The sequence below is a fragment of the Erythrobacter sp. YT30 genome (genome assembly GCF_001542875.1).
GTDB lineage: Bacteria > Pseudomonadota > Alphaproteobacteria > Sphingomonadales > Sphingomonadaceae > Erythrobacter.
This window is the reverse complement of the sequence record NZ_LMAF01000001.1, coordinates 583967-602895: the sequence shown is the minus strand read 5'-3', so window position 1 is coordinate 602895 and position 18929 is coordinate 583967. Positions and strand designations below refer to the sequence as shown.

General features: G+C 56.8%; 14 protein-coding genes. 9 read left to right on the top strand and 5 right to left on the bottom strand.

From position 1 onward, the window contains the following. From AUC45_RS02830 to AUC45_RS02815, 4 genes are all read left to right on the top strand, one after another. The gene (locus tag AUC45_RS02830; protein ID WP_067597815.1) at positions 1-1224 is read left to right on the top strand and encodes a TIGR03087 family PEP-CTERM/XrtA system glycosyltransferase; all 1224 of its coding nucleotides are present in this window, start codon (positions 1-3) and stop codon (positions 1222-1224) included. Beyond that, positions 1214-2245, top strand: a complete 1032-nt coding sequence (gene xrtA, locus AUC45_RS02825; RefSeq protein WP_067598985.1) for an exosortase A — start codon at positions 1214-1216, stop codon at positions 2243-2245. The genes AUC45_RS02830 and xrtA overlap by 11 nt, the downstream gene beginning before the upstream one ends. An 11-nt stretch (positions 2246-2256) precedes the next feature. Then, the gene (locus tag AUC45_RS02820) at positions 2257-4155 is read left to right on the top strand and encodes an XrtA/PEP-CTERM system amidotransferase (RefSeq protein WP_067597812.1); all 1899 of its coding nucleotides are present in this window, start codon (positions 2257-2259) and stop codon (positions 4153-4155) included. A 187-nt stretch (positions 4156-4342) separates the two neighbouring features. Continuing rightward, positions 4343-5266: a crotonase/enoyl-CoA hydratase family protein gene (locus AUC45_RS02815; protein ID WP_067597809.1), complete on the top strand. Its 924-nt coding sequence runs from the start codon at positions 4343-4345 to the stop codon at positions 5264-5266. 18 nt (positions 5267-5284) lie between these two features. Here AUC45_RS02815 and zapE read toward each other — a convergent pair whose 3' ends face one another. The 3 genes from zapE to AUC45_RS02800 are packed head-to-tail and all read right to left on the bottom strand — an operon-like array spanning position 5285 to position 7723. Then, on the bottom strand, positions 5285-6409 hold the full coding sequence (gene zapE / locus AUC45_RS02810; RefSeq protein ID WP_067597806.1) for a cell division protein ZapE: 1125 nt from the start codon (positions 6407-6409) through the stop codon (positions 5285-5287). After that, positions 6406-6891, bottom strand: a complete 486-nt coding sequence (locus AUC45_RS02805) for a PaaI family thioesterase (protein ID WP_082700926.1) — start codon at positions 6889-6891, stop codon at positions 6406-6408. Before AUC45_RS02805 ends, zapE begins: the two co-directional genes overlap by 4 nt. A 49-nt stretch (positions 6892-6940) precedes the next feature. Beyond that, positions 6941-7723 carry a succinate dehydrogenase iron-sulfur subunit gene (locus tag AUC45_RS02800; protein WP_067597804.1) on the bottom strand — a complete coding sequence of 261 codons (783 nt, stop codon included), beginning with the start codon at positions 7721-7723 and terminating at the stop codon, positions 6941-6943. A gap of 301 nt (positions 7724-8024) precedes the next feature. Here AUC45_RS02800 and AUC45_RS02795 point away from each other — a divergent pair, with 301 nt between their 5' ends. Next, the gene (locus AUC45_RS02795; RefSeq protein WP_067598980.1) at positions 8025-8759 is read left to right on the top strand and encodes an SDR family NAD(P)-dependent oxidoreductase; all 735 of its coding nucleotides are present in this window, start codon (positions 8025-8027) and stop codon (positions 8757-8759) included. On the opposite strand, the gene AUC45_RS02790 is transcribed toward AUC45_RS02795, so the two are convergent. After that, complete coding sequence (locus tag AUC45_RS02790; RefSeq protein WP_067597801.1) at positions 8756-9799, bottom strand: hypothetical protein; 1044 nt, start codon at positions 9797-9799, stop codon at positions 8756-8758. The two genes, AUC45_RS02795 and AUC45_RS02790, sit on opposite strands and share 4 nt — an antisense overlap. A 163-nt stretch (positions 9800-9962) precedes the next feature. On the opposite strand from AUC45_RS02790, the gene AUC45_RS02785 reads away from it, so the two are divergent. Continuing rightward, positions 9963-11561 (top strand): hypothetical protein, encoded by a 1599-nt coding sequence (locus tag AUC45_RS02785; RefSeq protein ID WP_067597798.1) that lies wholly within the window; start codon positions 9963-9965, stop codon positions 11559-11561. A gap of 40 nt (positions 11562-11601) precedes the next feature. After that, positions 11602-12237: a class I SAM-dependent methyltransferase gene (locus AUC45_RS02780; RefSeq protein WP_067597795.1), complete on the top strand. Its 636-nt coding sequence runs from the start codon at positions 11602-11604 to the stop codon at positions 12235-12237. Positions 12238-12275: 38 nt separating this feature from the next. Here the strand turns inward: AUC45_RS02780 and AUC45_RS02775 are convergent, their stop codons facing one another. After that, positions 12276-14948, bottom strand: coding sequence for a ribonuclease E/G (locus AUC45_RS02775; RefSeq protein ID WP_067597792.1), 2673 nt, complete (start codon positions 14946-14948; stop codon positions 12276-12278). 430 nt (positions 14949-15378) lie between these two features. On the opposite strand from AUC45_RS02775, the gene AUC45_RS02770 reads away from it, so the two are divergent. Together AUC45_RS02770 and AUC45_RS02765 are read left to right on the top strand one after the other, a co-directional pair. After that, positions 15379-16272: an N-acetylmuramoyl-L-alanine amidase gene (locus AUC45_RS02770; protein WP_067597789.1), complete on the top strand. Its 894-nt coding sequence runs from the start codon at positions 15379-15381 to the stop codon at positions 16270-16272. A 95-nt stretch (positions 16273-16367) separates the two neighbouring features. Continuing rightward, positions 16368-18884: a penicillin-binding protein 1A gene (locus AUC45_RS02765; RefSeq protein ID WP_067597786.1), complete on the top strand. Its 2517-nt coding sequence runs from the start codon at positions 16368-16370 to the stop codon at positions 18882-18884. The last annotated feature ends 45 nt before the right edge of the window (positions 18885-18929 follow it).

Below are 18929 nucleotides of genomic sequence, written 5' to 3'. Positions count from 1 at the left end.
ATGGGCGATATCCTCTTTCTCGCGCATCGAGTGCCATTTCCCCCAAATCGGGGGGACAAGATCCGTGCGCACCATCTGCTGAAACGACTGGCCCAATTGGGCCGCGTGCATGTGGGATGCTTTGCCGACAGCGAACAAGATCGCGGCGCGATTGGAGAGCTTGATGCTGTTGCGGCATCGCACTGTGCCGTGGATCGCAAAAAACCATTGCAGCTTGCTGGCTTGGAAGCGTTGATGACCGGAAAGCCCATCAGTCTTACCGCCTTTCACAGTGCGCGTTTGCAAAGCTGGGTCAATCACACACTACGAGACCAGCCAATCAGTACCGTGGTCATTTTCTCCGGGCAAATGGGTCAATACGTCCCGGATGATTTTGAGGGCAGGGTCATTGTCGATCTTTGCGATGTCGATAGCGCGAAATTCGAAAACTACGCAGAAGCCGGAGAGCGCGTTTGGCTCAACGGGCGCGAAGGTCGCCTTCTGGCACGCGAGGAAGAGCGGCTCGCCGTGCGTGCAGATGCGACAATCCTGATTAGCGATGCCGAAGCGGCATTATTCGCCTCGCGCCTTTTGGATGCAGCGAAAACGCATATCCAGGTGATCGGCAACGGGATTGATGCTGCTTTCTTCGATCCGAAAAAGGTCGCGCCGCTGGAAGAATTAGCAAACGCTCCCGGCCCTCATTTCGTCTTTACTGGCCAGATGGATTATCGCCCCAACGAGCAAGCCGTCCTTTGGGCGATCAATAATTTCTGGCCCGCGCTGCGAGCCTCTCAGCCCGATGCGCAATTGCACATCGTGGGTCGCAATCCAACGCCCACCCTGATGCAGCATGCCCGGACCGACGGAGTGCGTATTTGGAGCGAAGTACCGGATGTGCGTCCTTTCTTGGCCGGCGCCGACTGTGTCCTTGCGCCGCTCCTGATCGCACGAGGAGTGCAAAACAAGGTGCTCGAAGCGATGGCCATGGAAAAGCCTGTGCTTCTATCACCTCAAGCGGCGACGGGAATTGGTGCGGTGAACGGCGAAAATTGGCTGGTCTGTGAACCTGACGCGTCGGCAATGGTCGCCTTGTTCAAGGAGCATTGGGCGGATGGACAAAAGCTCCAGAAGATGGGCAAGTCGGCACGCGCATTCGTGATGGAAAACCACGACTGGAAAGCCGCTCTTGCACCGCTTGATGATCTTGTTGCTCCTGGCGGAGCCGTGCGCGATGCCGCCTGATCAAAAAACATCTCAGATGCAGCGGGGCGGCCTGCTTGATGCCTTGCCGGAGGCTTGGCGTATGCCGATCCTCAGCATCACGGCCGCGGTGGTAGTGCTGATCCTTGTGACCGCTCGCGAATGGGGCGAGATGTTGCACCAATGGTGGAACATCGACACCTATTCCCACATCCTCTTAGTGCCGCTGATCATCGCGTGGCTGGTTGCTCTCAAGATCGATGATCTCGCCACGATTTCGCCCCGAAGCTTTGCGCCCGGGTTGGGACTGCTTTTGCTGGCTCTTGGCCTTTGGCTTGGCGGGCGAGCGACAGGTATCAACTTACTCGCGCATGCAGGGGCTGTTGGCGCAATCCAGGCGACGGTCCTCACAATTCTAGGTCTGCGCGCTGCGGTACTGCTTTTTCTTCCGCTTTGCTTCGCGGCATTCCTTGTCCCGTTTGGCGATGAGATCATCGGCCCCTTGCAAATGATCACAGCGGAAATCTCGATCTGGCTGACAGAGCTTTCTGGCATCGATGCGAGCATTGATGGGATTTACATTGACACCCCCGTCGGCCTTTTTGTGGTGGCGGAAGCATGCTCAGGTGTTCGCTTCCTAATAGCAATGGTGACACTAGCGGTGCTCGTCTGCTTCACCCGATTTGAAAGTTGGTCAAAGCGAGCGCTCTTCCTCGCAGCATCCGCAATCGTCCCGATCCTCGCCAATGGAGTGCGCGCTTGGGGGACGATCTACATCGCTCAAATCTATGGCATCGAATTTGCCGAAGGGTTTGACCATGTCGTCTATGGCTGGTTCTTCTTCGCCTTCGTGGTTGTCGTTCTCCTCGCCGCAGCATGGCGCTTTTTTGAGCGGGAACCCGACGATTACGGATGGACCGCAGAAGAGATCGCGCATTCTCTACCGGTACGGCGATTCGAAAGTGTGGAGTTTGGCGCGGGTGTCGCGCTTGTTGCAGTGATCTCAAGTGCCGTACTTGCAAGCGTCATGGCCGCAGTTCTCGCCAGCTCCACAATCGGATAAGGCCCGATTTGATGTGCGGGATTGCCGGCATATTTCACACCGACAAAGTCGGCGCGGTTGATCCGAACCGGATTGAGGGCATGGCCAATGCACTCGCGCATCGCGGCCCTGATGGGGCGGGTGTTTGGACGGCGCCCGGTATCGGACTTGGCCACCGCCGGCTGTCAGTGATCGATATCGAAGGCTCGCCGCAGCCCATGCACTCTTTCGATGGTCGATATGTGATCGTCTATAATGGCGAAATCTACAATTTCCGCGCTCTTCGCTCCGAGCTGGAAGAGGGCGGGGCACGATTCCGCACATCCGGCGATACTGAGGTGATCCTCGCTGCCTATGCGCGTTGGGGGGCAGATTGCTTATCCCGGCTGGATGGCATGTTCGCATTCGCGCTCTATGACACGCAGGATCGAACCCTGTTCCTTGCCCGCGATCGGTTTGGGGTGAAGCCGCTGTTTCTGGCGCCGCTTGCTGATGGCAGCCTCGCCTTCGCGTCTGAATTGAAAGGTCTGCTCACTCTTCCTGACTTGCCGCGCAAGCTAAGTCCACAAGCGCTCGATGCCTATCTCACATGGGGCTACGTGCCGGACAGTCATTCGATCCTCGAAGGCGTGCGCAAACTGCCTGCTGGGCACTTCATGCTGCTTGAACAGGGTAAGGGAATGGTTGAGCCGCGCCGTTGGTGGGACATTAGCTTTGAGGATCGAGCATCTGGCAGTGAAGCTGATTTAACAGCGGAGCTTAATCACTTGATGGCTGAGGGCGTCCAATCGCGCATGGTTTCAGATGTGCCCCTAGGCGCTTTTCTATCAGGCGGTGTCGACAGCTCCAGTGTGGTTGCGCTGATGAGCGAGCAGACTAGCCAGCCAGTGACGACTTGCTCGATCGGTTTTGATGATCAAGACCTCGATGAAACAAGCTACGCGAACCAGATTGCCGATCAATTCGCGACGGATCACAAATCGCAAATTGTGGATCCCGATGATTTCGCTGGCATTGATGCGCTTTCAGAAATGTTCGATGAGCCGTTTGCCGATGCGTCAGCCCTGCCGACTTGGCGCGTGTGCGAACTTGCGCGCCGCCATGTGACAGTGGCTCTTTCGGGCGATGGCGCGGACGAGGCATTTGCCGGATATCGCCGCCAGGTTTTCCATCATCATGAGGAAAGCATTCGGTCAAGAATTCCCACAGCGATTAGAAAACCGCTGTTCGGCGGGCTGGGGCGCATCTGGCCCAAAGCCGATTGGGCTCCGCGTCCGTTGCGAGCGAAGGCAACCTTGCTGGCGCTATCTGAAAGCGGCGAGGAGGGGTATGCGAGCGCGCTTTCCGTGACGACAGCGGATACGCGCTCTCGCCTGTATTCGAAGGCTCTCAAATCCGAGCTAAGCGGTTTCAGAGGCGAGGAAGAGTTGATTGACCTTATGCGTCATGCGCCGGGGCGCAGCGGTCTCGATCGGGCTCAATACGCCGATCTGAAGTTCTGGCTTCCCAGCGATATCCTTACCAAGATCGACCGCACTAGCATGTCCGTCAGCCTTGAAGCGCGCGAACCATTGCTGGATCACCGCTTGGTTGAATTTGCGGCAAAGCTGCCAGATGATATGCGAGTGCGCGGCAAGACCGGGAAGTATCTCCTCAAACGCAGCATGGAAGACCGCCTCCCACGCGACATACTGTATCGGCCAAAGCGGGGATTTGTGACGCCCATCGCAGCCTGGTTTCGTGGGCCTCTTTCAAACAAAGCGCGCGAGATCGTTTCCCGTTCGGCCATGGCTGAGGCCGGCTGGTTTAACCAAGGTCATCTCGAAAGCCTCGCCGATGCTCACATTGCAGGGCGCGCCGATAACTCGCGGATCCTGTGGCAATTGTTGATGCTCGACAGGTCAACAAAGCGGCTTGAGCTGACCGGCTAACGAAGCGAAATTTTTCAAAAACCGGAAATGATCGATCCAATCTGGGACGTTCGTTAACACAATGGTACGATTTAAAGTTTGCAAAATCTATCCGGTCTCGACTAGCTTCACTCCGAAATGAACCAATAAGGTCTAAGGTCGTTGTGACCACACGAGCCCGAAAATCGGGCCGGGTCGGAGAAAAGAAATGGATAGCGGGGCGAACAGCGCGATACCTTTGTTGGGCGAGGACGACCTTTTCGCCGAAAGCGTGTTGCACGCATCTGTCCCCCCAGAACTCCTAAATCTTCCCCAGCTAGATGTTCTTTATGACGACGTTCGCGCGACCTTGTGGACGTTTATGAGGCCTGAAAATCGTCCCAGCTTTACGCGTGCCATGCTTGATGATTTCGAAGCGTGGCAGCGATTGATTGGCGCGAATTTTGGCGAAGACAAGATTCCTCTGCGGTATCTGGTGCTCGGCAGCCGTGCCGATGACGTCTTCTGTTACGGTGGCGATCTCAAGCTGTTCCAGCAATTGATCAGAGAGCGTGATCGCGCTGGCTTGGTTGAATATGGCCATCGTTGCTGTGCGATCCTCGATCGCAATATCCGCACGCTCGACATTCCGATGCTCACCATTGGATTGGTGCAGGGTGCAGCATTGGGCGGCGGGTTTGAGGCGTTGTTGTCGTTCGACACAATTATCGCTGAAAAGCAGTCCACCTTCGGTCTCCCCGAGATCATGTTCGGTCTTTATCCGGGCATGGGCGCGCACGCTTTGCTCTCTCGCAAATTGGGAAGCGCGCTGGCTGATCGAATTATCACCTCCAATGAAACCTACACTGCAGAGGACATGTACGATCTCGGTATCGTCCACGTTCTGGCAGAACCGGGTGAGGGCGTCCGCGCGGTCCAGGACTACATCCGCAAAACCGAACGTCGCCATTCGGGGATGGTAGGCGCCAGACGTGCGACGAAGCATGTTTGGAACCTTGATGTGTCAGAGCTTTATCGGATCACTGAGTTGTGGGCCGACACCGCACTGCAATTGAGCGAGCAGGATCTCAAAATCATGAGCCGCCTTGTCGCCGCACAAGGCCGCGTGGCTGAGCGGATTGCCGCTGCTTAATCAAAAATCTTCAAAGGGTTAGCCCTCATCAGCGCCATGGCCTAGCGCCATGTATTCATCGCTTTGCATCTCGTTCAGCCGGCTCGCCGTGCGTGCAAATTCGAATGCGCCATCACCTTCCGGATATAGATCGTCCGGATCGGCAGCTGCCGTCACAAACAGCTTCACCCGCATTTCGTAAAGCGCATCAATCAGCTTCGTAAACCGGATCGCTTCGTTTCGATTTTCCGGGCTCATCACCGGAATGCCCACGAGAATAACGGTGTGAAATGCGCGTGCAATCGCAAGGTAATCAGAGGCGCCGCGGTTTTCTCCGCACAACCGCTTAAAGCTGAAAACGCCGACGCCTTTTAACGCCTTGGGCACATGCAGTGTTCGCCCCCCGCCAAGTTCAAGCTTGCCGGTAGGCACGTGATCGGCATCCTCGGGCGCGAAATCGGTGAGGCGGAAGAAGGCCTCGCGAACCTGCGCGGTGGCCGCTTCACCCAGCGGGGTGTGCCATGTTGACAATCCGCCGATGCGATCCAGCCTGTAATCGGTCGGCCCATTAAGCTCGATGACATCCATTTCCCGCTCCACCAGAGCGATAAAGGGCAGAAAAAGCGAGCGGTTGAGGCCGTCTTTGTAGAGGTCGCGGGGAGGCCGGTTGGACGTTGTGACAATGACCGTACCGTTTTCCATCATCGCGGTGAAAAACCTGCCCATAATGGCAGCATCGGCGGTGTTGGTGACCACCATCTCATCAAACGCAAGGCAGCGCGTCTTTTCAGCCAATTCGAGCGCGACCGAGATCAGCGGATCTTGGCGCTGATCCTTGCGGGCTTGTGCCACCAAATCATCAACTTCGAGCATGAATGCGTGGAAGTGGACGCGGCGCTTATTCTCGATACCGAGTGTATCGACGAAGAGGTCCATCAGCATTGATTTTCCGCGTCCCACGCCGCCCCACATGTACACACCGCGTGGTTCTTTGCCGGACGCGCCGTTGCCCGTAAGGCGCTCAAACCAGCTGCGCTTAGGTGCAACGCTGACCAATTCATCCTGCAATTGCTGTAGGCGGATCGCGGCTGACTTTTGCGTCGGATCTTCGCGAAGCTCGCCGCTCGATATCTGCTGTTCGTACCGCGCAAGCACGCCTGTCATACGCGCGCTTTCATCTTGCGCACAATGCCCGAATAACTAGCGACGACTTTACCGCCCTGAACCGCTTGCCCGCGCACAAACAGCATCCGGCCTGTTTCACGAATGATTTCGCTGACCGCGTCGAGGGGAAGGGCAGGATCGCCCGCATCTACAAACTGTGTTGAAAGCTCGACTGTCACTGATGGCCCGGCATCGCCAGTCCCGCACATATGCATGGTCGCAAACAGGGCGATGTCGATTAGCCCCAGCGTAACCGCGCCGTGCACATTGTCTCCCAGATTGGTGTGGTGAAGCTCCGGAAACATGCGCAGACGGCAGAAATCGCCTTCTTTGCGAACCCGCATTTCGCCCAGCACCGCAGTATTATAGCGCTGCCTGTCTATCAGGTTCCAGTTGCGCCATCCTTCTTCCCCATCGGCATTTGCTGGATCGATGGGATCAAAATCAAACGGGACGTTCAAGGAGATTGTGCTGTCTGCCATGCGCCGCCCATAGCCATTGTCTGGCCCTTTGGGAAAGCGCGGAAACGAGTTAGATCGCGCGTTCGGCCATCATCTTCTTTGTTTCGGCGATCGCTTTGGCTGGCGACAACCCTTTCGGGCACACATTCGCGCAATTCATGATCGTGTGGCAGCGGTAGAGGCGGAAGGGATCTTCCAGCTCATTCAGGCGCTCACCGGTCATCTCATCGCGGCTGTCGGCAAGCCAGCGATAGGCCTGCAACAGGATCGCTGGACCCAGGAACTTATCCGAATTCCACCAATAGGACGGGCAGCTTGTCGAACAGCAAGCGCACAAAATGCACTCGTAAAGGCCGTCCAGCTTCTCGCGCTGTTCGGGCGTTTGCAGCCGTTCTTTACCTGAAGGCGTGGGGCTGACAGTTTGTAGCCAAGGACGAATGCTCGCGTATTGCGCGTAGAAGTGTGTGAAATCAGGCACCAGATCCTTGATCACATCCATATGCGGCAAGGGTGTGATGCGGATTTCGCCTTTCAGATCTTCAATCGCGGTCGTGCAGGCAAGGCCATTCTTGCCGTTCAAATTCATCGAGCACGAGCCACAAATCCCTTCGCGGCAGGACCGGCGGAACGTTAGCGTCGGATCAATCTCGTTCTTGATCTTGAACAGTGCATCCAGAACCATCGGGCCGCATTCATCAAGGTCAATCTCGAACGTGTCATAGCGCGGGTTCTTGCCGGAATCGGGATCGTAGCGGTACACTTTGAATTTCTTCACCCGGCTCGCACCCTCGGCCTTGTGGGTGTTTCCGTTCTTGTTGATGACGGAGTTTTTAGGAAGGGTGAAGGTCGCCATAATTCTCGAAATCCCATGTGTCTTGACCTCCTATCTAGCCGATAGGCCTAGCGAGGCAAGATGCGAGTGTTGCGACCTTTTTGATAGGGGTTGAAGGGAAGACAAGTGCATCGCTGTTGATCTGGCGCCTCCATCCACAAAATGGCAGTGAAGGGGACAAAGGTGCCACACTGTCACCCAAGGGTTCCGCAAATAAGCCTCTCATAATATTGCCGAAAAAGCGATATGGGCAGGGTGACACTTCTCCAAACTAAAATCGCCTTTTCAGGAACCGATGCAAAATCGCTGCGCTGTAGAGGATATGCAAAAAGTAGGAAATTGGCCGCGAACGGCAGCTGTTTTTGGAAGCTCGGGCGGTATCGGGCGTGCGCTGTGCGCAAAACTCGCTGAAAATGGGACGCAGCGCATCTATGCAGGATCGCGAGCCGGGGTGACGCCGGAGGGCGATCCGTACCGCACCTTTGCTTTTGATTTGTCAAACGAGGACAGCATCGAAGCGAGCGCTCAAATGATGCGCGATGACCCGCCAGAATGGGTGATCGTGGCCAGCGGCGTTCTCACATTGCCCGATGGCACCGGGCCAGAGCGGACTTACAAACGTCTTGATCCCGTAGTTATGGCTGAAGTCTTGGCGATCAATACGATTGGCCCGGCGATCGTCGCCAAACATATCCTGCCCCTGATGCCGCGCGATGAACGCTTTATGTTCGCTGCCCTGAGCGCGCGAGTGGGCTCAATTTCGGATAATGGCCTTGGCGGTTGGCATTCCTATCGCGCGTCCAAGGCGGCGCTCAACATGCTGCTGAAGAACGTCGCGATCGAAATGGGCCGGACGCACAAGGAAGGCGTCGTTGTGGGATTGCACCCCGGAACAGTGGACAGTGAGCTATCTGCACCATTCCAGAAAGGCCTGCCCGATGGTCAGCTCACCGAACCTGATGCAGCGGCAGATAATCTGCTGGGCGTCCTTAAACGGCTTGGCCCCGACGACAGCGGCAAAGTCTTTGATTTTGCGGGAATTGAAGTGCCAGCCTAGGCTGCAATTGAGCGCGCTTCGGTTGTCTCCACGCGCTTGATAACGCCGCGCCGCAGCATCGAATAGGCGAGGATCGTTTCCAGAAGTTCGGGGTATTCAAGGCCAGCAATCCGGGCAGATGTGCCGATTACGCGCGGTTGCCAGATATTGCACTGCAAGTTGACTTCGATGAACGAAATTTCGCCTGTTTCGGTGTTGAGCCGGAACTCGAAACGTCCGTAATCAAAGGGCGAAAATTCGGCAATCAAGGGCGCTGTCATCTGGTGAACCTGCGCAATGATCTCCGGGTCAGTTTCCTGCTCAAGCTGGGCATTGCTATCCGTTAGCCCGCGCTTTTCCTCGTAGTACCGCACCGCTTTTGGATCATAGTTGAACCGCATCAACGGAAGCAGCTGCTCTTTCGGTCCGGCAATGACGGGCAGTTCAAGATCAATCCCCTCAAGGAAAGGTTCAATGATTGCATCGTGCCCTTCTGCATGAAGCGTTTCGACGTGCTCCCAAAGCTCAGACACCGATTGAACGTGGCGTACGCCCCACGATCCTGACGACGCGTTGGGTTTGACGATCAGGTTTTCCGTCGGGAAGCCTTGCGGCAGTTTCAAATCCTGAAAGCGGCGGATAAGAGCCCAGTCGGCCGTTTTGATCCCGGCAGTCCGCGCCATCAGTTTCGACAAATGCTTGTCATCTGAAACGCCGCGCAGGATCGGGCTTGCGCCGAGATAGGGGAGCGACAGGCGCTCACACAAAAGCGGCATCAGCATTTCTGAATTGAGGAAACCTGCCCGGTTCAACAGTGAGAAAACGAAATCGACATCAGGTTTGTCGAACAGGATATTGGGCCTGTTGCCGACCGTCAGATCAAAGCCAATCTCGCGCAAGGTATCGCGCACATGGCAATGATAGACCGCATGGTCCCCATCCTGCGCGTCGGGCGTTCCGTCTGACAAAGCGTGCTTTGCCACGAACAAGAGCTTAATCCGGGCCTTGTCTGAGGCCGTGAGCCGCGCTGCTTTGATCGGCAAGGGTAGCAATGATGTCATGGAGTTCCGTGTTGTTTATTCGTTGGGGATCAAAACGCGACCATCGTGGATTGTTCCCTGCAGGCCTTCGTGGCATTAACCTTTTTGCTACTAGGCGCTGAAACCGCCCGCGCACAAGCCCAATGGCGCAAACCCTTGCTTACGCACGATAACAGGATTGTTAATGACCGAATTTTCTGCGCCGGAGCTTTCGCTTTCCACCACGACATTGATGAGCTGGGGCGGGGATGACCGGATTACGCTAGACGAAAGGAGCGGGCTTAACTCCTATGGATGTTCGCCAAAACCAACCGCAACGCTCGGCTATTCCTCCTCAACCGCAAGTTTCATTGGGGCTGGCGCATTTGCGCACGTCACATCACTGCATCACCAATTGCGCGAGGCAGTGCGCGAAGGTGATCCTTATTCCGTCTACGAACGCTATCTGACGGCGACTGCCGCGCGCCTGCAATCGTGCTACGATCTGCCGGAGAGCGCGGATATTGTGTTTGGCCCGTCGGGAACGGACCTTGAATACATTGCGCTTGCTTGCTCGCTTCAGGTGAGTTCGAAGGTTTGCAACATCGTCGTTGAAGTGGACGAGGTGGGCAGTGGCTGCCAGCATTCGCAGGCTGGCCGATACTTTGCGCCGCGCACCGCTTTGGGTTTGGATGTGACTAAGGGCGATGCTTTGCCTGGATTTGAGCCGGGATCGATCCGCGTTGAAACGGTGCCGATGCGCAGCGCTTCGGGTGCAGTGATCTGCGAAGAGGCGCATGCCGATCTTCTCGATGTCGCCATCCGGAACGCGCTTGCGAGTGGTGAGCGGCCTCTGCTGCACGTCGTCCATCGATCAAAGACGGGACTGGTCCTGCCATCCTGGCCGGTTCTGGAGCGTCTGGCAAAAACTCATAGCGATGATCTCGATATTGTTGTTGATGCCTGCCAGGGGCGAATTTCACCTGCGATGATTGCGCGATATCTTGATTGCAATGCAAGCCTGCTATTGACGGGTTCCAAGTTCATTGGCGGCCCTCCATTCAGCGGATTTGCGATCTTGTCACCCAGCGTGTCAACTCGAATGCGCGCTGCTGATGATTTGCCTCGCGGGCTTGCCGCTTTCTTCAGCCGGGCAGAACTTTCGCACAGATGGCCAGCGGCGATGGCGCTCGATCCAGTCGCCAATTTCGGCTTGCTCCTGCGGATGGAAGCTGGGCTGTTCGAATTGGAACGGTTGCTGGCGCTTGATAACGATCGGGTTGGCGCGGTGATCGGCGCATTGACGCGCGTGATGGAACATTTGCCCGACGATTTGCCGTTCCAGCTGCACAGCTGTGCGACTTCGGGAAGCCTTCCTGTCGAAACAGGTCATCCGCTGGACAGCCAATCGCTTTTTGTGATCGCGTTCAAGGATGAATTGCTCGCCGATTGCCCAATCGATTTTGACGATGCGCGCATGATTTATCGCATGCTTTACAGCGACTTGTCCGATCGTTTTTCGGACCCGCAGGACCAGATTACGGCAGCCGATATCTGCCATCTTGGTCAACCGGTCAGATGCCTGCGCCATGGGGAGGGCTGGCGGCCGACCTTGCGCATTTCATTGAGCGCGGGGCAGATTGCGGACCTTTCAGGCCTTTCTCCAGAGAGGCTTGAAACCCGCTTCCGAAGCGATATCGCGAGGATAGGTGCCAAAATCAGGCTCGCGGTTGACCTATTGAAAGCCAATCGCGCACCGGAAAATTTTGCTGCTATAAAGGCGCTGGTGGAGCAGGGCGGATAATCAATACCACGCCCGCTCTGATGGGACGGGGGAGCGGCTCATGAGCTTTATCGATTGGTATGACAGGCACATAATGCCGCGGCTCATACGCTGCGCATGCGGAACTGGGCACGTGATGAAGCGGCGCAGCCTTGTCGTCCCGTTGGCCAAAGGCGATGTATTTGAGCTTGGCTGCGGCGGCGGGATCAACCAGCCATTCTACAATGCCGATGCCATCACCTCATATGCGGGGATTGATCCACACGAGGGTCTGCTCGAAAACGCAAGAGAGGCCGCGCAGGCGAAGGGTTGGCCCGCCGATATCAGGCAGGGCTTTGGCGAAGACATTCCATTTCCTGACCGCTTCTTTGACAGCGTCGTGTGCACTTTTACGCTCTGCTCAGTTGAAGATCCCGACAGGGTATTGAGCGAGATGCGCCGGATCTTGCGTCCTGGTGGAACAGCGATTTTCCTGGAGCACGGCCGCGCGCCTGATCATGGCGTTGCCAAATGGCAGGACCGGATCGAACCTGTCTGGAAGAAAATCGCCGGAGGATGTCATCTGACACGGCCCATTGGATCGGAATTTCGAAAAGCAGGCTTTGAAGTCGAACCTATGGGGCAGGGTTACCTGCCCAAAACGCCCAAATTCGCAGGCTGGAATGAATGGGGTCTCGCGCGGAAACCGGGGATTTAGCTTTACGCCAATCCCCGGCTTTCGGTTGTATCAGTCGCTTATTCGCCGAAGGTGCGCTGCCACCAGCCACGCTTTTTCGAGCCGGTTTTGGCAGAGCCTTCTTCCTCTGAACCGTTCGCATCGTTTGCGGCTTCTGGCTCTGATTTGGCAGGCTTGGCCCCACCTGCATCAGCCCCGCCTGTCTCAGACTTGGCCGCGTCTGTTTCCTCGACTTTCTTCTTACGAGGCGCACGTTTGCGTTTTGGTTTTTCTTCAGCGGCAGGCGCTTCTTCTGCAGGAGATTCGGCTTCGGCCATTGGCTCTGCTTCAACCTTCTTCTTGCGCGGTGCGCGCTTGCGTTTCGGCTTTTCAGCAGGAGCTTCATCAGCCTCGGCGTCTTTCTGAGCCGCCATGGCTTCTGCGGTTTCCGGCGCGTCGTCAGGGCCAGCAACGACGGTCATATCTTCCTTGACCTGCTCGGCGATCTCCTCGGCGCCAGATTCTTCGCTGTTGCTGTCGTCATCACTGGTTTTGCGACGACGGCCACGGCCACCTCTGCGGCGGCGTTTCTTTGGCTTTTCATCGCCATCATCGGCTTCCGGCTGATCGCCTGATGCGTCGGAAGAATCAGCTTCATCGCTGTCTTCGGACGTATCATCGGATGAAGTATCACCGCCGTCGTCCTGGCGTTTCTTGTTGCGGCCACGGCCACCGCGGCGCCGGCGACGTTTCTTCTTCTTGGGCGCCTCATCGTCTTCTTCGCCGAAGTCTTCTTCGGTGATGTCCTCGTCTTCGTCCTCATCGATGATGGGTTCGAATTTCGGAGCCGACGTTGGGCGAGGGCCGCTGCTCGATACAGCCATTTTCGCGCCTTCATCCTCACCCTCGGGCGCGATTTCGACGCTGACGCCGTAGCGCTGTTCGATCTCGACCAGTTCATGACGCTTTTCATTGAGCAGATAGATCGCAGCCTCAGTGCTCGCGGCAAGCCGGATGACAGTGCCTTTGCCCTTGGCCGCTTCGTCTTCGATCAGGCGCAGCGCGGAAAGACCGGCTGACGATGCAGTCCGGACAAGTCCGGTGCCATCGCAGTGTGGGCATTCGCGCGTGGTCGCTTCCAGAACGCCTGTGCGAAGGCGCTGACGGCTCATTTCCATCAGGCCAAAGCCCGAAATGCGGCCCACTTGGATGCGCGCTCGGTCGTTCTTCAGCGCTTCCTTCATCGCCTTTTCGACTTTGCGCACGTTGGAATTGTATTCCATGTCGATGAAGTCGATGACGACGAGGCCCGCCATATCGCGCAAGCGCAATTGGCGAGCGATTTCGCGCGCTGCTTCCAAGTTGGTATGAAGCGCGGTTTGCTCAATGCCGTGCTCTTTTGTGGAGCGGCCCGAGTTGATGTCGATCGAAACGAGCGCTTCGGTCGGATTGATAATCAGATAACCGCCCGATTTCAGTTGCACCATCGGATCATACATGGCGCGAAGCTGATCTTCCGCACCATACCTTTGGAACAGCGGCACAGGATCGGAATACGCTTTCACCCGCCGAGCATGGCTGGGCATCAACAGTTTCATAAACTGCTTGGCGGCTTTGTAGCCTTCTTCGCCTTCCACCACGACTTCTTCAATCTCGCGATTATAGATGTCGCGGATCGCGCGTTTGATCAGATCGCTGTCCGAATGCACCAGGCTGGGAGCAGTCGATGACAGCGTCTTTTCGCGAATTTCGTCCCACAGCCGCGCAAGGTAATCGAAGTCACGCTTGATTTCGGTCTTGGTCCGGCTGAGGCCAGCGGTGCGCACGATGAGACCCATCGTCTTGGGCAATTTGAGATCGGCGACAACCTGCTTCAAACGCTTGCGATCGCTGGTGGAGCTGATCTTGCGGCTGATACCGCCACCGTGGCTGCTGTTCGGCATAAGCACGGTGTAACGGCCTGCAAGGCTCAGATAGGTGGTGAGAGCAGCGCCTTTATTGCCGCGCTCTTCCTTGACGACCTGCACCAGAACAACCTGACGGCGTTGAATGACATCTTGAATTTTATAGCGGCGACGCAGCGCCATGCGCTTGGCGCGGACTTCGTCGACTTCCTTGGCTCTGGAGCGGCCCTTGCCATTTGCACCATTGCCTTTGCTGCGTCCCTGACGGCGGCGGCCGCGACCACGGCGGCCACGGCGCGGTTTATCTCCGTTTTCATCGCCATCCTCCGAAGCCTCTTCTTCATCGGCATCGTCATCATCGTCATCCGTATCGTCATCATCCGATGCGCCATCTTCGATCGTGGCGACTTTGTCTTTTTCGGACGTATCGATTTCCTCAAGACCATCTTCTGCAAGGTCTTCGGCAAGAGCTTCAGCGCTTTCATCCTCGGCGTCGTATTCTTCGCCGGGCGCAACGCCTTCTTCCTCTTCCTGATCGCGAAGCCGAGCTTCTTCTTCGGCCGCTTCCGCTTCTTCAGCGAGCAGAGCCTGCCTGTCATCCGCCGGGATTTGATAATAATCGGGATGGATTTCGCTAAAAGCGAGGAAGCCATGCCGATTTCCGCCAAAATCGACGAATGCCGCCTGCAGCGACGGTTCGACCCGAGTGACTTTGGCTAGGTAGATGTTTCCTTTGATCTGCTTGTGTTCAGCAGATTCGAAATCGAATTCCTCAATCCGGTTGCCTTTGAGAACCGCCACCCGGGTTTCTTCCGAGTGGCGCGCATCGATTAGCATGCGCGTTGCCATTAATTTGTCTCCAAACCCATCGGTACAGCGCGTTCAAGCGGCTGCGTATGGGTCGTAATTGTTGTGAGAAAGCGCGCCGATCGGGCGCGCCAATTGCAGTATTCGCGCTGTGCCCTGGGTAAGGGATTGGCGCGATAATCGTGTCTGCGAGTGGCGGGGTGCGGATAGCGTCCGCGTGTCTGCTCGCAAAACCGCCAGCGCGAGAAGCGCTGTTGGTATCGTTTTGCGAGAGGAAGCGTCTCGTCACTGCATCAACCTGTTATATGGCATGCACCAGGTCGTGTGCCCGTGCAGCCTTGAATGGAGAAGAGCGGGGTAGAGGCATCGAACTGCCTTGGCCTCTCTTCTGATTTGATCTGCTAGCACCGTGGGTTACACCTCGCAACTGTATTGCGCATGACTTGCCCATCGGATTAAGCGGTTAACCACGATGAGCATACGCACGCTCCTGTTATTAATTGCTGGACTGCCCGCGCTGATTGTTGGCGCGGCGGTCGCATTGGGCATCAGCATCCCCGTTCCGGTGCTGGGGCGCGATTATGTCGTACGCTGGGAATTGATGCCCACTGGCGGACAGGTGGAGCTTCCAGAAATCGCCGGGCCTGAAGATCGAACGCGTCCCTTGATCGTCATTGATGCAGGCCATGGTGGGCGCGATCCGGGCGCGGTGGGCGAAGATGAGGATGGGCGCGTATTTCTTGAAAAAGAGATTACATTGGCCATCGCCATGGCTCTTCGCGAAGAATTGCTTGAGCGCGGCGGTATCAGGGTGGCTTTGACGCGGGATGGTGATGATACATTGGTTTTGGCCAATCGTCCCGAAATCGCACGTCAACTGGAAGCTGACCTGTTCCTCTCAATACACGCCGATTCCGGAGGCGAGATTGAAACGGTATCAGGCGCGAGCATTTACACCCTCTCCAACGAAGCTTCTTCAGAAGCGGCCGCCCGCTTTGCCGCGCGCGAAAACGATGCGGACCGATTGAACGGCATTTCGGTGGAGGGGCAAAGCGATACAGTGAGTTCAATCCTCGTCGAGTTATCGCAAGCGCAAACGCAGGAAGACGCCACCGAATTTGCACGCCTGATTGATCGAGAGGGCAGGGGCAAGATCACGCTTCACCCGCAATCCCGCCGCTCCGCCGCCCTGGCTGTGCTGCGAAGTCCCGACGTGCCGTCTGTTCTATTTGAAAGCGGATTTGTGACGAACAGCGATGACCGCGCCCGTTTGACGACAGAGGCCGGACGCCAGGCTTTCGCGAGCGCGCTTGCCGATGCCATTCAGGTCTATTTCGCGCGGAGATCCGACACCAGCGACGAGTGATATGTGGCGACATTGCACTAAAGCGCGGCCCACTCAGCCATCGCGCTTATACTGGCTAGCGCGCGTTCATAATCCCATGCTATCGGCACCTCCATATGACTGAGAACGAGAATACCAACCTCTCAACACTGGCCTATATCCGCTATCGCTTGAACCGCGATTTAGGGCGGGCCGGCGGTTGGATTGCGAACAAGTGGAAGTCGAGCTGGCTGTTCAAGATTGGCGCCGGTTTGCTCGTTTGCCTTGTTGCGCTGTGGGTCGCCGCATGGATTTGGCTGGCGAGTGACCTGCCAGAGGCGGAATCGCTGCTTGAATACGAAACGCCGCTGCCGACAGTGGTGCGCGGCATGGATGGCGAAATCATCCACTCCTATGCACGCGAGCGACGCGTTCAGCTTCAATATGCCGATTTCCCAGAGAGGTTGAAGCAGGCCTATCTCGCGGCGGAAGACAAGACATTCTACGATCACGGCGGCGTTGATTTTACCGGCACGGCGAATGCGGTGTTCGATTATGCCACCAAATATGGCTCGGGTGAGCGAGCAGTAGGCGGCTCCACCATCACGCAGCAGGTCGCCAAGGTTCTGCTTTTGGGCGATGAGTATTCGGTGACGCGCAAGCTTAAGGAGATGATCCTTGCAAGCCGTATCGAGGATGCGCTGAGCAAGCAGGAAATCCTTGAGCTTTATCTCAATGAAATTCCACTCGGACGGCGATCTTTCGGAGTGCAGGCTGCTGCGCGCGCGTATTTCGACAAAGATGTGGGGGATCTGGAATTACATGAAATGGCGTTTCTTGCCGTGCTTCCCAAGGCGCCGGAGCGTTATGGGCGCAGCGGACAGGAAGAAGCCGCGCTCAATCGCCGCGCATTCGTGCTCGATCAAATGGCCGATAACGGCTTCATTACCTCCGTTGAAGCCGCCAGCGCAAAAGCGCAACCACTGGGCCTCGTCCGCCAGCGCACCCAGCGCAGCGCCGATGCTGGATATTTCCTCGAGGAAGTGCGCCGCGAGCTGATCGAACGGTTCGGCGAAACCTCAGAAGAAAGCGGCAACAGCGTTTATGGCGGCGGGCTGTGGGTGCGCACATCGCTCGACACCGAATTGCAGGATGCTGCGCGCGATGCCTTGCGCAGCGGTTTGCTCCGCTATCACGGTTCGCGCGGATGGACGGGGCCAATCGCGACCATTGACGTGTCTGAAGGAAATTGGGCGAGCCAACTGGCAAGCTCATACATCTCGATCAATTACGAAGACTGGCGTGTCGGTGTCGTCACCAACCGCTCGGGTAATTCGGCGACAATCGGGTTTTCCGATGGTGAAGAAGCGCCTTTGTCGCGGCTTCCCGGATCGTTGAAAGCAGGAGACGTCATCACGGTTTCGCCTGAAGGCAATGGCTACCGGGTTCGCACGGTTCCGGGCGCGCAGGGCGGGCTTGTGGTGCAAGACGCGCAATATGGCCGTGTGCTTGCGATACAGGGTGGGTTCGATCACCGCCTTTCCGACTTCAACCGCGCAACGCAAGCGATGCGGCAGCCCGGTTCAACCATTAAACCGTTCGTCTATGCGACCGGACTTGATAACGGTATGACCCCATCGACCCAGATCGATAACAGCCGGTTTTGCTACTATCAGGGGCGATCGAAAGGGCAGAAATGCATTCGTGGTGGCCGCGCGGGGCAGTTTCCGATGCGCTATGGCCTAGAGCAGTCTCAAAACATCATGACGGTTCAGATCGGCATGCAGGCCGGAATGGAGAATGTCGTCAACACGATTGAGACGCTTGGCATAAGCGATGATCCCGATCCTTATGCTGCAACGGCGCTTGGCTCTGAGGAAACCACCGTTTCCAAAATTGTCGCAGCCTACGCAGCGCTCGCCAATCACGGGCGGCTTAACGATCCGACGGTGATCGATTATGTGCAGGATCGCCGCGGCAAAGTGATTTGGCGCGCCGATGATCGCCAGTGTCGCGGCTGCAATATGGCGGAATGGGACGGCGAACCGATGCCGCGCTTTGGCCTGAAGGGGCGACAAGCGATGGATCCGCGCACTGCCTTCCAGACAATGTACATGCTTGAAGGTGTCGTGACGCGCGGCACGGCAACGGTGCTCAATTCGCTCGATCTGCCGCTGTTTGGCAAAACGGGCACCACGTCAGGGCCCAAGGACGTGTGGTTTATCGGCGGCACGCAGCAAATGATCGCGGGCGCCTATCTTGGCTTTGATACACCCCGCAACCTCGGCGGATATGCCTATGGTGGCACGATTGTTGCCCCGATTATCAAGGATATGATCCAGAAATCGCGCGACAAATGGTCCGATCTGCCGCCTGTCGCGCCGCCTGGTATCCGGATGGTCCGCGTTGATCGCCGCACGGGCAAACGTGTTTTCGACGGCTGGCCAACCGGCGAGGACAGGGCCGCAATCATCTGGGAAGCATTCAAGCCCGATACCGAACCGGACCGCGCGACGCGAGCTGACGAAATCGCAGCAAAACGCGATGAAATCCTCGCCTTGATCCGGGCTGGCCGCAATGAGGCGGCATCAGGTGCCGAGCAGGAAAGCAACGAACCAGACAACTTCGTCGAGGATCAGGGCGGAATCTACTAGAACGCATTTATTAGCCCGCCCGGAACGCTCCGCAATCAGCAAGGT

What these genes read in the sequence shown, in the direction of transcription:
- AUC45_RS02800 (WP_067597804.1), bottom strand. Translation starts at nt 7,723, where the DNA reads ATGGCGACCTTCACCCTTCCTAAAAACTCCGTCATCAACAAGAACGGA.
- xrtA (WP_067598985.1), top strand. Translation starts at nt 1,214, where the DNA reads ATGCCGCCTGATCAAAAAACATCTCAGATGCAGCGGGGCGGCCTGCTT.
- AUC45_RS02805 (WP_082700926.1), bottom strand. Translation starts at nt 6,891, where the DNA reads ATGGCAGACAGCACAATCTCCTTGAACGTCCCGTTTGATTTTGATCCC.
- AUC45_RS02780 (WP_067597795.1), top strand. Translation starts at nt 11,602, where the DNA reads ATGAGCTTTATCGATTGGTATGACAGGCACATAATGCCGCGGCTCATA.
- AUC45_RS02795 (WP_067598980.1), top strand. Translation starts at nt 8,025, where the DNA reads ATGCAAAAAGTAGGAAATTGGCCGCGAACGGCAGCTGTTTTTGGAAGC.
- AUC45_RS02775 (WP_067597792.1), bottom strand. Translation starts at nt 14,948, where the DNA reads ATGGCAACGCGCATGCTAATCGATGCGCGCCACTCGGAAGAAACCCGG.
- zapE (WP_067597806.1), bottom strand. Translation starts at nt 6,409, where the DNA reads ATGACAGGCGTGCTTGCGCGGTACGAACAGCAGATATCGAGCGGCGAG.
- AUC45_RS02785 (WP_067597798.1), top strand. Translation starts at nt 9,963, where the DNA reads ATGACCGAATTTTCTGCGCCGGAGCTTTCGCTTTCCACCACGACATTG.
- AUC45_RS02830 (WP_067597815.1), top strand. Translation starts at nt 1, where the DNA reads ATGGGCGATATCCTCTTTCTCGCGCATCGAGTGCCATTTCCCCCAAAT.
- AUC45_RS02790 (WP_067597801.1), bottom strand. Translation starts at nt 9,799, where the DNA reads ATGACATCATTGCTACCCTTGCCGATCAAAGCAGCGCGGCTCACGGCC.
- AUC45_RS02820 (WP_067597812.1), top strand. Translation starts at nt 2,257, where the DNA reads ATGTGCGGGATTGCCGGCATATTTCACACCGACAAAGTCGGCGCGGTT.
- AUC45_RS02765 (WP_067597786.1), top strand. Translation starts at nt 16,368, where the DNA reads ATGACTGAGAACGAGAATACCAACCTCTCAACACTGGCCTATATCCGC.
- AUC45_RS02815 (WP_067597809.1), top strand. Translation starts at nt 4,343, where the DNA reads ATGGATAGCGGGGCGAACAGCGCGATACCTTTGTTGGGCGAGGACGAC.
- AUC45_RS02770 (WP_067597789.1), top strand. Translation starts at nt 15,379, where the DNA reads ATGAGCATACGCACGCTCCTGTTATTAATTGCTGGACTGCCCGCGCTG.